We start from the raw sequence: 12813 nt of genomic DNA, 5'->3' as shown, positions 1-12813 counted from the left end.
GAATCTTTACATGGATGGATTAAAAAATTGGATGAAAGAGAGTGCAAACATACTCTTTGATGATAGTAAAAATGATTTAAGAGCTTTACCTAAATCTGTCAGATTACAGATTTTGTTAGTTTTAAGTTTTATTTGGACAACTGTGTTTAGTCTTTATATCTTTTCATATACGACTTTTGCATTTGGATGGGCTGGTCTTTATGTGGCTCATGTTGGTTTAATATTTGCTGTTTACATGACTTTTAAGCAGTTTCACCGAGCAGAGGAAAAATCTGCAAGTGTTTTTAAAACTAAAAACTTTGATCCTTTTAAAATAATGGCGATTTTTTTTGTGGTGGTTTTTATGTTTGTTTTTTCAAAAGGAATAGAGGTTCTAAATTCAACTAACTCATATGATATTAAGTATGATGGTCCAGATAAAACGCCTGCTGAAAAATGGTTACCATTCACTAAGAAAAAGAATTGATTTTGAAAGATTTAATTAAAAATTTACAATCTGGTTTATTAATCATCATTCTAATTAGTACAGTTGTAGCTGTATTTTTGGAGATCTATAACATGTATCAATTAAAGACAGTTACTTTAGCAGATCTTCTATTAATGTTTTTATATTTAGAAGTAATGGCAATGGTAAGAGTATTTTGGGAACAGCAATCAATTAGCATTACATTGCCTTTGTTAATAGCAATAACTGCTTTATCAAGATTTATCATTCTTCAAGGTAAAGAAATGAATCCATCTGCTCTAGTTTACGAGTCGACAGCTATATTATTAATTGCTATTGCAATAGTAGTAATGCGATTAAGACACAGTAAAAAATTTGGGTTAAAACCTAAAGACTAATAAAATCAAAAATTAATTTTGTGCTTGAAACAAGTATCAAAGCATAAAGAACATTATAAAAAAGTTTTTCATCAATTATCTTAAGAAGTTTATAGCCTATAAGTATTCCTATAAAAGCTACTGGAAATAAAACTACTGACTGTTTAAATGTCACAAAATTTGTCATAGATAAATTTATATAAAAAGGAAGTTTTATTAGATTCATAAAAGTAAAAAATATTATTCTAGTTCCTACATAAATTTCTTTTTTTAATCTTAAAGGAAGTAAATAAATACTGACAGGCGTTCCTCCAGCATGAACACAAAAACTTGTAAAACCTGAAATTGTTGAACAAATTCCACCTTTAAGAAAATTTTTTTCTGATTTAGCTTCTTTGTTTTTTTTTAAGAAAAAATAATGACCTGCAAATAGAAAACCCATCAAACCAATTATAAATTTTAATAATTCTTCAGAAAAATAAGAAAATGTTAAAGATCCAATCACCACTCCAATTGCAGCAAAAGGAACCATTAGTTTTAATGTGGATAGATCAAATTCTTTTCTATATTTATAAGTCGCAATAAAGTCAGAAAATATCAAAATTGGAAGAACAATTCCTAATGCCTCATTCAGTGGCATCACTATTGTCATTAATGGAATTGAAATTAATGTCATGGATCCACCAAGACCAGATTTAGCTATCCCATATAAAATGATTGCAGGAATTACAGTTATAAAAAAAAGGAAATTTAATTCCATTTTTCAATAGATCTTAATAACTTTGATCCAAGTGGACTTATAGGTTCTTGTAAAATTAATTTTTTACCTGTCTTTTCTCTAACAAGTTTTAATAATTTTTTTGCTATACCTTGTTTTCTAAATATTGGATTTACAAATATATATTCAACTTCTCCCTTGTCATCAAAACGTACAAATCCTAGTGTTGTATTCTCATTTTTAAGAGTAAAAACTCCATCAGTTTCAGATAATTTATATTTAATATTATTAATATTGATCATGGATAATTTAGATTTCTAGCCTGTAGTAATCAGATTTTAGAAATATAATAGTGTTAAAATAATAAGCAAAATAAAGCCTATAATTGATGCAAAGATATAATTAATTCTAATTTTAAATCTTTCATAAATAAAATGATTAATTTTTTCCCAAAATAAAACTATTAAAAAAACAAGAACTGCTGGAATAATAAATTTTATCATTTAATGATCAGTAACATAAATTGAAACACCTCTAGTATTTATATCTACATCGAATTTTTTATGCAATGGTGGAAAAGCTCTCTGTGAACAATCTAGTCTGTCACATGTTCGACACGAGACACCTATTGGTATTTCTGAAGACTTACTATTCACATCTATATTTTGGGTATAAACAAAATCTTTAGCGTGTTTAGCTTCACAACCTAAACCTATAGACAGAATACTTTTAGTTTTTCCAAATCTACCTATGCCTTTCTCTACTGTCCTTGCAATACAAACATATTTTTCACCATTAGTCATTTTACTGACAGCAACTTGCATTACCCCAGGTCTAGTAAAGGCAGAATAAACATTCCATCTTGGACAGGCACCACCATATCTTGGAATTTCAATACCTGATAAAGAAAATCTTTTAGAAATATTACCAGCCATATCAACTCTTAACATGTGAAATGGAATCCCAGGTAATTTTGGATCCTGTAAACAAGTAACCCTATGTGCAACTTGTTCAAAAGATGTTGCAAAGGTATTTTGAAGTAACTCTAAATCATATTTTAACTTTTTACACTCTGTGTGAAAAGGTTTGTATGGCATTAGAATTGCTGCTCCACAATAATTAAGTAAAGCAACCTTTGTTAAATTTTTTGACTCATCTGATGGAAAAATAAATTTAGAGAGATAAAAATCAATTTCTTTCATTGCGCCCATCTGAGCTATTTGAGCTGCAGCATGTAATTTTTTAGTTTCTAATGAACTATAATCACTCAATAAAAGTTCTTTTTTTTGTTTATCGTATATTTTTGAAAATGGTTTATTATCTTCAGGGATAATATCTTTTACAATTATTGAATACTCAGATTTAAGATAATCACATAAAGCAACATATCTGGTTCGATTATTTTTTTGCACTTTATTAAAAACTTTATTAGCAAACTCTTCTAATTTTGGAAAATAATTTTTTTGTTCTTGTAAAAAATCTGAAATTACTTCACCAGGAAAAGAGTTTTTTCTATTATCTACTATTTTACCGGATATCTTTTCAATTTTATTGATCAGTTCATGATCTTTCTTTTTTAAAATGTCTCCCAGTCTAACAATAGCTTTTCCAATTTTTGGATTAGTGCTAACTAGATCTTTTACCTCTGGTCCTAAAATATCTAAATCTTCAAATAATTTATCATCTAAAATTTCAGAGATAGTGTTTTCTAAATTTACATCAGATTTTGCATTTAAATGGGAAAGATCTATATTAAGTCTTTCACAAATCTTTAATAAAAGATCTCCATCAATTTTTCTTTTTCCAGCTTCTATTAAATTTAAATAACTAGGTGAGATACTTAAATCCTCGGCTAACTTGTTAGCTTGCAATCCTAATTGTCTTCTAAAAGCTTTGATTTTAGGTCCTATTTTCAAATTGAATTGACTCATATTTTCTATTTGTAAATTTTGTAAATTTATATTTACAAAAAATTACTTTGTTTTACAAGCTTTTTGACGAATTTTATAGATTTTGTAAATTTTGTAAATTATAAGATTTACATGACAAAAAACAATAATAACAATGAAAATAAAGCTCAAATCATCAGTTTAGAGGATCATAAGCAATATAAAGAAAGAGGAATTTATATGAGAGATGATCATTGTGACTGGGGATCTAGTGGAATGAAAGAAATTGCTTCAGAAAACACTGAAAGCAATTAATTCATCATCATAGCTTTATTTTAAAATTTACAGATAGGACATAATTAATGAGTGCTGAGAACATTTCATATGATTTAAAAAGATTTGCTGGAATTAAAAGAGATTACAAAGAAAATGAAGTTGAAAGACTTAGAGGATCTTTAAAAATAGAATATTCTATTTGTAAGCAGCAATCACAAAAACTATGGAATTTATTAAATACTGAGCCCTACATTAATACGCTTGGTTCTTTATCTGGAAACCATGCAGTTCAACATGCAAAAGCAGGATTAAAAGCTATTTACTTAAGTGGTTGGCAAGTTGCAGCTGATGCTAATAGTGCTGGTGAAATGTATCCTGATCAATCATTATATCCTTATGACAGTGCACCAAAATTAGTTGAGTCTATGAACAATGCTTTAATTAGAGCAGATCAAATTCAACATATGGAAATTCAAGATGGGGAAATGAAAGAACAAGATAAAGTAGATTATATGCTACCAATTATTGCAGATGGTGAAGCAGGATTTGGTGGTCCATTAAATGTTTTTGAACTTGCTAAAAAATTTATAAAAGCAGGTGCTGCAGGTGTTCACTTTGAAGATCAGCTAGCTAGTGAGAAAAAATGTGGGCATATGGGTGGAAAAGTTTTAGTCCCAACAGGAACTATGATTAAAAATTTAAAAGCTGCAAGATTAGCAGCAGATATAGCTAATGTTCCACTTATCATTTTAGCAAGAACAGATGCAAATGCTGCAAAATTGATAACAAATGATTTTGATGAAAATGATAAACCATTTTTAACTGGAGAAAGGTCTCCAGAAGGTTTTTTCTACGTTAAACCAGGTATCGAACAAGCTATTTCTAGAGGTCTTGCTTATGCACCTTACTCTGATTTGATTTGGTGTGAAACTGCAACTCCAAATTTAGAAGAAGCTAAGAGATTTGCAGATGCTATACATGAAAAATTTCCTGGAAAATTATTAGCTTACAATTGTTCACCGTCATTTAATTGGAAAAAGCATTTATCAGATAGTGAGATAGCAACTTTCCAACAAGAGATAAGTAAAATGGGTTATAAGTTTCAATTTATTACTCTTGCAGGATTCCACACACAAAATATTGCAATATTTGAACTTGCAGAAAAATATAAAACAGAGGGCATGACTGCTTACTCAAGAATTCAACAGCAAGAATTTGCAAGAGAAAAAGACGGGTACACGAGTGTTAAACATCAAAGAGAGGTTGGTACTTCTTATTTTGATGCTGTATCTAACACTATAAGTGCTGGTAAAAGCTCAACGACAGCAATGGCTGGCTCAACAGAATCTGAACAATTCTAAATTTCCTCTTTAGATAATCTAAGATGACCCAATCTCTCTGGGTCATCTTAGAACTTTGAATTTCTTTGTAATTTATATCCAGAGTGTTATGTGTTTGTATGACTAATAAAAACTTTGGTTTTGGAACTCAAATAAGAAAATCACCATACTTCGATTCTACTGTTAAATGGGGTGCAACAGGCTTTTCTGTCTACAATCACATGTATATTCCAAGAGATTTTGGCAGTCCTGAACAAAATTTTTGGAATTTAATAGAAAAAGCAATTCTCTGTGATGTGGCTGTTGAACGACAAGTTGAAATTACAGGGCCTGATGCTTTTAAATTTACTCAAATCCTAACACCTCGAGATCTTTCAAAACTTTCAGTTGGACAATGCAAATATGTATTAATTACAAACAATGATGGTGGAATTTTAAATGATCCTGTTCTTTTAAGATTAGCAGAAAATCATTTTTGGTTATCTTTAGCAGATAGTGATATTTTATTGTGGGCTCAAGGCGTTGCTATTAATTCAGGTCTAGATGTAAAAATTTCTGAGCCAGATGTTTCACCATTGCAATTACAAGGTCCAACCTCAGGTGAAATTATGGTTAAATTATTCGGTGAGGATATCAAAAATCTTAAATATTATTGGTTAAGAGAGTATAATTTAGATGGAATACCTTTAATAATTTCAAGGACAGGTTGGTCAAGTGAGCTTGGTTATGAAATTTATTTAAGAGATGGTTCAAGAGGAAATGAATTATATGAAAAAATAATGGAAGCGGGTAAAGAACATGGCCTTCAGCCAGGTCATACTTCAACTATTAGAAGAATTGAAGGAGGAATGCTTTCTTATCATGCTGATGCTGATATTTACACTAACCCTTTTGAACTAGGATTTGATCGATTGGTTAATTTAGATATGGAAGCTAATTTTATTGGCAAAGAAGCTCTAAAAAAAATCAAACAAGATGGAATTAAAAGAAAACAAGTTGGTTTAGAATTAGATTGTGATCCGCTTGAAGGACCAAATACAACTTTTTGGCCAATTAAAAAAAATAATCAACAAATTGGAAAAATTAGTTCTGCAGTTTATTCACCAAGACTTAAAAAAAATATTGCATTAGGAATGGTTGATATTGATTATTCTGAAATTGGTAATAAATTTGAAGTTTCTACTGATGATAAAAAATTTAATTGTACAATTGTTGAAAAACCTTTTTACGATCCAAAGAAAAAAATTGCTTCTTCTTAAGCTTTAATATTGTAGCCTTTTTTAAGTAGGACAGAAACCACTGTCACACAAGCAATTAAAAAGATAACCATAGAAGTAATGCTGATCCAAATATTAAAGTCTGAGACACCATAAAAAGCAAATCGCAAACCATTAATTAGATAAACAACTGGATTAAAATAAGTAACTGTCTGCCAAAAAGGTGGCAACATATCTAATGAATATAAACTTCCACCTAAAAATACCATTGGGGTGATTACTAGTGTTGGAATAATTGACATTTGCTCAAAGTTAGAGCTCATTAAACCAATTAAAAAACCAAATAATGCAAATGTAAAAGCAACCAGTATTAATAAAAAGATCATTAATAATGGATGCATTACTTGTACATCAACAAAGAAGGTTGAAGTGATAAATATAACTACTCCAACAATTAAAGTCTTTGTTGCCCCAGCCCCTACAAATGCAATTACTATTTCAAATGTAGAAATTGGTGCTGCTAAAATTTCATAAATTGTTCCATTAAATTTAGGAAAAAATATACCAAATGAGGTGTTACTGATTGATTGAGTTAATAGTGTTAACATCAGTAAACCTGGAACAATATAAGAGCCGTAACTAATGCCATCTATATTTTCAACATAGCCACCTATAACTGAGCCAAAAACTATAAAGTAAAGTGAAGTTGATAAAACAGGAGAAAACAATGATTGCATCATTGTTCTTCTAAATCTATCCATTTCATGAAGATAAATTGCTTTAAATGCGTAAAAATTAAATTTCATTATCCTCCTTAACTAAACTTACAAAAATTTTCTCAAGTGTACTCTGCTCTGTTTTTAAATCTTTTAATTTTAATCCTGTATCTTTTAAATCTTGAAGTAAATTAGTAATACCTGTTTGTTTTGCTTGCACATTATATGTGTAATTTACTGACATTTTATCCTCACCTAATTCTAAGTTATATTCTTTTAAACTATTAGGAATTTCAGGTAGTTTTTCTTGAAGATCGACTGTTAATTTTTTATGACCCATTTTCTTTAATAATTCTTTTGTTTGATCAACAATGATAATTTCACCTTGATTAATAACACCCACTCTATCTGCTATAGCTTCTGCTTCTTCTATATAGTGAGTAGTTAAAATAATTGTAACACCTGTTTTTCTTAAACCTTCAACCACCTTCCACATATCTTGTCTTAACTCGACATCAACACCTGCAGTTGGTTCATCTAGGAATAAAATTGATGGTTCATGTGATAATGCTTTTGCGATTAAAACCCTTCGTTTCATACCACCTGATAATTGTCTTAATCTTTGATCTTTTTTATCCCATAGACTTAAATCTTTTAAAATTTTCTCAATATGTTTTGGGTTAGGTGCTTTTCCATATAAACCTCTAGTATAAGAAACATTATTAAATACAGTTTCAAAACTTTCTAATGTTAATTCTTGAGGTACAAGCCCTATTCTAGATCTGGTATCTCTATAGTTTTCAATAATATCAAAACCATCGACTGTTACCTTTCCTGAAGTTGGAGTAACTATTCCGCATATAATACTTATTAAAGAAGTTTTGCCTGCACCGTTTGGTCCAAGCATTGCAAAAATCTCACCTTTTTTTATATTAAGATTAACTTTTTTAAGTGCACTAAATCCATTGTCATAAGTTTTTGACAAGTTTTCTATTATTATTTGATTTTCTGACATTGTAGATGGGAAAGATATAATCCTTATTGTATAGAATGCAATAAGAGGAATTGCTAAAACTAGTGGATAATATAAGATTTAAGTTATGAAAAATAGATTAACTGCTAAAGATTTTGATCAAAGAATTTTAGAACTTTATGATCACTATGCTCATGGAAAAATTAACAAAAGAGAATTTTTAAAAAGAGCTGGTAAGTATGCTGCCGCTGGCGTAACTGCCTTAACTATTTTCAATAGCCTTGCCCCTAATTATGCTCTTGCTGAACAGGTAAGTTTTAATGATCCTGATATTAAAGCAAACTACATAACGTATAGAAGCGAAAATGGAAATGGCGATGTTCAGGGCTATTATGTAAAACCTACTAAAGCTAATGATAAAACTCCTGCAGTATTAGTTGTACATGAAAATAGAGGATTAAATCCATATATCAAAGATGTTGCAAGAAGAGTTGCAAAGGCAGGCTTTATTGCTCTTGCACCTGATGGTTTGAGTAGCTTAGGTGGTTATCCAGGTAATGATGTGGATGGTAAAGAAATGCAAAGAAAAATAGATCGTGAAAAATTATTAAATGATTTTTTCAATGGTTTTGAATTTTTATATAATCATGATGATACAACTAAAAAAATTGGTGCAGTTGGATTTTGCTACGGTGGTGGAGTTTGTAATGCACTTGCAGTTGCTTACCCTGAGCTATCTGCTTCTGTTCCCTTCTATGGCAGTCAAGCAAAGTCAGAAGATGTTCCAAGAATAAAATCTCCTCTTCTTCTTCATTTTGCTGAATTAGATGAGAGAATTAATAAAGGTTGGCCAGAATATGAAGCAGCATTAAAAAATAATAAAAAAGATTATACATCTCATATCTATAAAGATTGTAATCACGGATTTCATAACGACTCCACTCCTCGTTATGATGAAAAGAATGCAAATCTAGCCTGGGACAGAACGATTACTTTTTTTAACAAGCATTTAGCTTAGTCTGTTTTTTAATGGTATTTAAAAGTCTAATAGTATCTGTTGGAATAATTTTTTTTCTTTTATTAGAGTACTTATATCCAAAAGAAAAAATCAAATTTAAAAAAAAAGTATCTAGAATTTCAAAAAATATTTTTTTCTGGTTAGTAAATATTGGAATTACACCAATAATAATCTTACCTATTACAATTTATGCAACCCAATTTGAAGTTCATAGTTTGTTTAAATTTGATAATTTAATCATTTCTTTTTTGTTTCATCTTATAATAGTTGATGTCTTTTTATATTGGTGGCACAGATTAAATCATGAAATACCATTTTTATGGAGATTTCATCATGTTCATCATCTAGATGAAACTTTAGATATTTCATCTGGTGTAAGATTTCATTTTGGTGAAGTAATATTAAGTGCATTAGTGAGATCTTTATTGATAATCCTGTTTAATATTTCTTTAGTTAATTTACTTTTAATAGAAGCAATAATTTTAATTAGTTCAATTTTTCATCACTCAAATATTAATCTTCCAAAAAAATTTGAAAAATACTTATCTTATATAATTGTAACTCCTTCAATTCACTGGGTTCATCATCATAAACGTCAGAGTGAAACTGATGCAAATTACTCAACTATATTTAGTTGGTGGGATAAAATTTTTAATTCAAAATCTAATTTTATTAGAAAAGTTGGTATGCCAATTGGTGTCCAAGGAGATAGTGAACAAAATTTATTAAATTTAATTTTAAGACCAATTAAAAAATAAATTATTCACTAAATTTTTTCTGATTAGAGTAAAGTAAAGTATAAAGTTTTTTTAAAGTTGGGTTTAGTGAGTAAACTTTTTCTTTTAAATCTTTGTAAACTTTAAAAAGATCTTCTTTAACATCTATATCTTGATAAAATTTATTCTCTATTAATAACTTTGAGACATTTTTTGTAAGATCGGATAAAACAGTATCAGTTCCATATTTCACTTTATCTAAAATATCTAAAATTTTATCATCCGATGTTGCAAGTAAACAAAAACCTCCATCAAGTGTAGGATAAAAAACATTTTTAGCTGGTGAAGATTTTAAACTATCAGTAATATCTTTAGCTGATAAAAAAGGAATATCAGTTCCTACAATCACAACTTTTTTGAAATATTTAAGATTAAACTCAATTACTTCTTTCATTGAAGCACCAAGTTCATTTTGGGATGTAAAATATAAACCATCTGTCATTCTTGAAAATTTATATGCGTAATCTTTATGATCTTTTTCAGATACTGAAATTTGATAGATAAATTTATTTTTCTTAATTTGTTTTATATTCTCTGATAATAATTCAATTAAGTTTTCATTAAGCTCGTTAACAAAATCATCAGATAAATCTTTCCTTAATCGAGTTTTAGATTTTGGAGATTTAGGATCTTTTAAGAAATGACAAATTACATATTTCTTCTTTGGCTTGTAAAATTTAAAGATTTGTAAAACTGTGTCTTTAACAGTATTAAATGTTTGAAGTATAGGATGTTCTTTATATTTGATTGCTGAACTTAAAATATAATTAGAAATAATATTAACCTTTACACCTATAGTTTTTGCTTTCCAAATAAACTCATGATCTTCACCCTTATCAATAGACTCTGTAAATTCACCTATAAAATTAAACAACTTCTTATTAATGATGAAAGATTGATCTCCAAAAGGAAGATTAAGATATTTAGTTCTTAAATTTGCTCCAACTGAGTTATATTTTAGTTTTTCATCATCAAATTTTAATAAAAACGTATTAATTTTTTGATCGTTTACTTTCTCAAAATCCAAGTAATCAATTAAAGAAATATTGCTATCAAGATGAAGAAACCACAGGATCTCATTTTTGGCATTTTCAGCACCTACATTAAGTGCTTTAGATCTTGTAGAATTATGAATAGATAAAAATTGATCTACTTTATCTTCAAGTTTTTTTGCTTCATTGTTTTGATAGGAAGCAGCAACGATGATCTCAAAACTTTCAAATTTTTCTTTGATTTGGTTAATTAATGTAAAGTTTTGATCTTTATGACCAATCGGAATAATTACTGAAACTTTCATTTTTACTTAAATAAGTCTCTTAAAGTGCCAATCGTAACAAACCAATAAAATCGAATTTTATAAAAAATACCTTTTTTAGCTAAAGCACGTAAACGATGGTATTCCGTAATACCACATTCTGTTTTTATGTATTTTTCAATCTTGTCTGTCATTTTTAAACTTCTTATATATAAACTTAATTAATATTGGGAATAATCCTAATAGGGTCAGTGACAAAATAACTTTTAAAGTCAAAATTTCCTCTAAAGAGTTTAAATTAGCTATTTGAGCACCTGCGTTAACAAAAAGAGCCGTTCCTATGAACATTCCAATTTGGGATACAATATAAAATTCAAGTGTTCGCATTTTAGTTAATCCAAAAACTAAGTTGATTATAAAAAAAGGGAAAATTGGGCTTAACCTTAAAAATAAAAGATACAACCATCCATCAGTTTCTATTCCTTTATTAACTTTTTCTAAATATGACGCAAATCTTTTTTGCGTATAAGCTCTAAGTGCATAACGTGAAAATAAAAAACAAAAAGTAGATCCAATAGAACTTGCAAACGATACCAGTATCAATCCAGGCCAAAATCCAAACAAAGCTCCAGCTAATAAAGTTTTAAGAAGTGAAATTGGTAAAGCAAAAGCAGTTACAACTATATATAAAATGAAAAATGTTAAATAATAAATTGTGTAATTATTATTAACGAATATCTTAATATCCTGATAAGTATCTTTGATAATTTCAAATGATAGAATTTCACTAAGATCAGTAAAATAACTTACAATTATAATTGTAAAAAATACTAAACCAAAAAATATTTTACCTCGATTTTTTTTCATTATTAAACTTTAGCTACAGCTTGAACCACCAAGAACACAAAATTTTGAACAGTGTTTGTGGTTGAGGTATATTTTCTGAAGTGAATTTGTCAAGGTTTGTCCTAAATCAAATTCATCATCATAAGGAAGAAGCGTGCAAGCAATGACACTTGGTTTCTTTAAACCTTTTTTTCTAACTACCATTCTAGAAGATGAACACATAATGTCTTTTGGGTCTTTTTTTAAAATTTCCCAGCATGAAGTAGTAATTTCAGGTGTATCAACACTCTCATCCATTTCTGCAAAAGTTACTAATTCCTGTTTAGAATTAGTGTTTAATTTTAAGTGATTGTTTTTTACAAATATTCCAAAATTTTTTCTTAGCTCTTCTTCTGTTTCATTCCATAAAAGTCTTGTTGCAAGAGCATAATTAAAATCATTTTCATCCAACCATTTAAGACCCTTCATCATTATATCGTAAGTGTTTTTTCCTCTAATCTCTTCATGTTTTGACTTTTCATAATGATCTATCGAAACTCTTATGGTCAAATTTTTATGATTAACCTTTTTAATCTCTTCAACTCTGTTTAGCATAGGCTTCATTGCATTAGATAGAACAAGTGTTTTAAGACCTTTTGATAAAGAATATTCAATCATCTTAATAATATCTTTATTCATAAAGGGTTCACCGCCAGTAAAACCAATTTCCTGGGTTCCGAGATTTTTTTCTATCGCTTCATCAATAAAGTTTTTTACTTCATCAAAAGTTAAATAAACAAGACGATCATTTTTAGGACTAGATTCAATATAACAGTTTTTACATTCAATATTGCAAAGTGTTCCTGTATTAAACCATAATGTTTTAATTTTTTCAGCTTCAACAAAAGCTCTATCACTTCCATCTGCTGTAAATTTTGGGTTTTTGAACTTGTTATTTATTAAATTGTTCACAAGCTTTTATAACCAT

Annotated in this window: 15 protein-coding genes; 7 read left to right on the top strand and 8 right to left on the bottom strand. The window is 28.7% G+C overall.

Annotated elements, in window-relative coordinates; all coding sequences use genetic code 11:
* The first annotated feature begins 10 nt into the window (after window positions 1-10).
* Window positions 11-466 carry a hypothetical protein gene (locus tag ACTTAU_RS03680; RefSeq protein WP_438305446.1) on the top strand — a complete coding sequence of 152 codons (456 nt, stop codon included), beginning with the start codon at window positions 11-13 and terminating at the stop codon, window positions 464-466.
* 2 nt (window positions 467-468) lie between these two features.
* Complete coding sequence (locus tag ACTTAU_RS03675; protein ID WP_085115110.1) at window positions 469-843, top strand: phosphate-starvation-inducible protein PsiE; 375 nt, start codon at window positions 469-471, stop codon at window positions 841-843.
* Here ACTTAU_RS03675 and ACTTAU_RS03670 read toward each other — a convergent pair.
* The 3 genes from ACTTAU_RS03670 to ACTTAU_RS03660 all read right to left on the bottom strand — a co-directional run bounded on the left by ACTTAU_RS03670 (window position 833) and on the right by ACTTAU_RS03660 (window position 3471).
* Window positions 833-1582: a sulfite exporter TauE/SafE family protein gene (locus ACTTAU_RS03670; protein WP_438305448.1), complete on the bottom strand. Its 750-nt coding sequence runs from the start codon at window positions 1580-1582 to the stop codon at window positions 833-835. The genes ACTTAU_RS03675 and ACTTAU_RS03670 overlap by 11 nt on opposite strands.
* Window positions 1573-1842: a GNAT family N-acetyltransferase gene (locus ACTTAU_RS03665; RefSeq protein WP_438305450.1), complete on the bottom strand. Its 270-nt coding sequence runs from the start codon at window positions 1840-1842 to the stop codon at window positions 1573-1575. Before ACTTAU_RS03665 ends, ACTTAU_RS03670 begins: the two co-directional genes overlap by 10 nt.
* A gap of 201 nt (window positions 1843-2043) precedes the next feature.
* On the bottom strand, window positions 2044-3471 hold the full coding sequence (locus ACTTAU_RS03660; protein WP_438305453.1) for a helix-turn-helix domain-containing protein: 1428 nt from the start codon (window positions 3469-3471) through the stop codon (window positions 2044-2046).
* Window positions 3472-3582: 111 nt separating this feature from the next.
* Here ACTTAU_RS03660 and ACTTAU_RS03655 point away from each other — a divergent pair, with 111 nt between their 5' ends.
* The 3 genes from ACTTAU_RS03655 to ACTTAU_RS03645 all read left to right on the top strand — a co-directional run bounded on the left by ACTTAU_RS03655 (window position 3583) and on the right by ACTTAU_RS03645 (window position 6304).
* On the top strand, window positions 3583-3744 hold the full coding sequence (locus tag ACTTAU_RS03655; RefSeq protein WP_438305454.1) for a hypothetical protein: 162 nt from the start codon (window positions 3583-3585) through the stop codon (window positions 3742-3744).
* Window positions 3745-3791: 47 nt separating this feature from the next.
* A complete protein-coding gene (gene aceA / locus ACTTAU_RS03650) occupies window positions 3792-5066 on the top strand; it encodes an isocitrate lyase (protein WP_438305456.1) in 1275 nt (424 codons plus the stop codon).
* A 98-nt stretch (window positions 5067-5164) separates the two neighbouring features.
* A complete protein-coding gene (locus tag ACTTAU_RS03645; protein WP_438305457.1) occupies window positions 5165-6304 on the top strand; it encodes a glycine cleavage T C-terminal barrel domain-containing protein in 1140 nt (379 codons plus the stop codon).
* Here the strand turns inward: ACTTAU_RS03645 and ACTTAU_RS03640 are convergent.
* Window positions 6301-7068, bottom strand: a complete 768-nt coding sequence (locus tag ACTTAU_RS03640) for an ABC transporter permease (RefSeq protein WP_438305458.1) — start codon at window positions 7066-7068, stop codon at window positions 6301-6303. The genes ACTTAU_RS03645 and ACTTAU_RS03640 overlap by 4 nt on opposite strands.
* Window positions 7058-7993 (bottom strand): ABC transporter ATP-binding protein, encoded by a 936-nt coding sequence (locus tag ACTTAU_RS03635; RefSeq protein WP_438305460.1) that lies wholly within the window; start codon window positions 7991-7993, stop codon window positions 7058-7060. The genes ACTTAU_RS03640 and ACTTAU_RS03635 overlap by 11 nt, the downstream gene beginning before the upstream one ends.
* A gap of 85 nt (window positions 7994-8078) precedes the next feature.
* Here ACTTAU_RS03635 and yghX point away from each other — a divergent pair, with 85 nt between their 5' ends.
* Complete coding sequence (yghX, locus tag ACTTAU_RS03630; RefSeq protein WP_438305461.1) at window positions 8079-8969, top strand: YghX family hydrolase; 891 nt, start codon at window positions 8079-8081, stop codon at window positions 8967-8969.
* A gap of 11 nt (window positions 8970-8980) precedes the next feature.
* Window positions 8981-9727 (top strand): sterol desaturase family protein, encoded by a 747-nt coding sequence (locus ACTTAU_RS03625; RefSeq protein ID WP_438305462.1) that lies wholly within the window; start codon window positions 8981-8983, stop codon window positions 9725-9727.
* Window position 9728: 1 nt separating this feature from the next.
* On the opposite strand, the gene ACTTAU_RS03620 is transcribed toward ACTTAU_RS03625, so the two are convergent.
* From ACTTAU_RS03620 to ACTTAU_RS03610, 3 genes are all read right to left on the bottom strand, one after another.
* Window positions 9729-11042, bottom strand: a complete 1314-nt coding sequence (locus tag ACTTAU_RS03620; RefSeq protein ID WP_438305463.1) for a DUF2064 domain-containing protein — start codon at window positions 11040-11042, stop codon at window positions 9729-9731.
* 135 nt (window positions 11043-11177) lie between these two features.
* Entirely contained in the window at window positions 11178-11867 is a 690-nt protein-coding gene (locus tag ACTTAU_RS03615; RefSeq protein WP_438305465.1) for a TVP38/TMEM64 family protein, read from the bottom strand.
* Window positions 11868-11876: 9 nt separating this feature from the next.
* Window positions 11877-12797, bottom strand: coding sequence for a radical SAM protein (locus ACTTAU_RS03610; protein WP_438305468.1), 921 nt, complete (start codon window positions 12795-12797; stop codon window positions 11877-11879).
* Window positions 12798-12813: the final 16 nt, after the last annotated feature.

It is taken from the genome of Candidatus Pelagibacter sp. HIMB1505, assembly GCF_052047915.1.
Lineage (GTDB): Bacteria > Pseudomonadota > Alphaproteobacteria > Pelagibacterales > Pelagibacteraceae > Pelagibacter > Pelagibacter communis_A.
The sequence above is the reverse complement of the archived record's forward strand: the minus strand, read 5'-3'. Positions and strand labels throughout refer to the sequence as shown.

Excerpts from the sequence above, each read along its gene's own strand:
- yghX (WP_438305461.1), top strand. The coding sequence starts at position 8,079 with ATGAAAAATAGATTAACTGCTAAAGATTTTGATCAAAGAATTTTAGAA.
- ACTTAU_RS03620 (WP_438305463.1), bottom strand. The coding sequence starts at position 11,042 with ATGAAAGTTTCAGTAATTATTCCGATTGGTCATAAAGATCAAAACTTT.
- ACTTAU_RS03625 (WP_438305462.1), top strand. The coding sequence starts at position 8,981 with ATGGTATTTAAAAGTCTAATAGTATCTGTTGGAATAATTTTTTTTCTT.
- ACTTAU_RS03680 (WP_438305446.1), top strand. The coding sequence starts at position 11 with ATGGATGGATTAAAAAATTGGATGAAAGAGAGTGCAAACATACTCTTT.
- aceA (WP_438305456.1), top strand. The coding sequence starts at position 3,792 with ATGAGTGCTGAGAACATTTCATATGATTTAAAAAGATTTGCTGGAATT.
- ACTTAU_RS03645 (WP_438305457.1), top strand. The coding sequence starts at position 5,165 with ATGACTAATAAAAACTTTGGTTTTGGAACTCAAATAAGAAAATCACCA.
- ACTTAU_RS03655 (WP_438305454.1), top strand. The coding sequence starts at position 3,583 with ATGACAAAAAACAATAATAACAATGAAAATAAAGCTCAAATCATCAGT.
- ACTTAU_RS03670 (WP_438305448.1), bottom strand. The coding sequence starts at position 1,582 with ATGGAATTAAATTTCCTTTTTTTTATAACTGTAATTCCTGCAATCATT.
- ACTTAU_RS03665 (WP_438305450.1), bottom strand. The coding sequence starts at position 1,842 with ATGATCAATATTAATAATATTAAATATAAATTATCTGAAACTGATGGA.
- ACTTAU_RS03635 (WP_438305460.1), bottom strand. The coding sequence starts at position 7,993 with ATGTCAGAAAATCAAATAATAATAGAAAACTTGTCAAAAACTTATGAC.
- ACTTAU_RS03660 (WP_438305453.1), bottom strand. The coding sequence starts at position 3,471 with ATGAGTCAATTCAATTTGAAAATAGGACCTAAAATCAAAGCTTTTAGA.
- ACTTAU_RS03640 (WP_438305458.1), bottom strand. The coding sequence starts at position 7,068 with ATGAAATTTAATTTTTACGCATTTAAAGCAATTTATCTTCATGAAATG.
- ACTTAU_RS03615 (WP_438305465.1), bottom strand. The coding sequence starts at position 11,867 with ATGAAAAAAAATCGAGGTAAAATATTTTTTGGTTTAGTATTTTTTACA.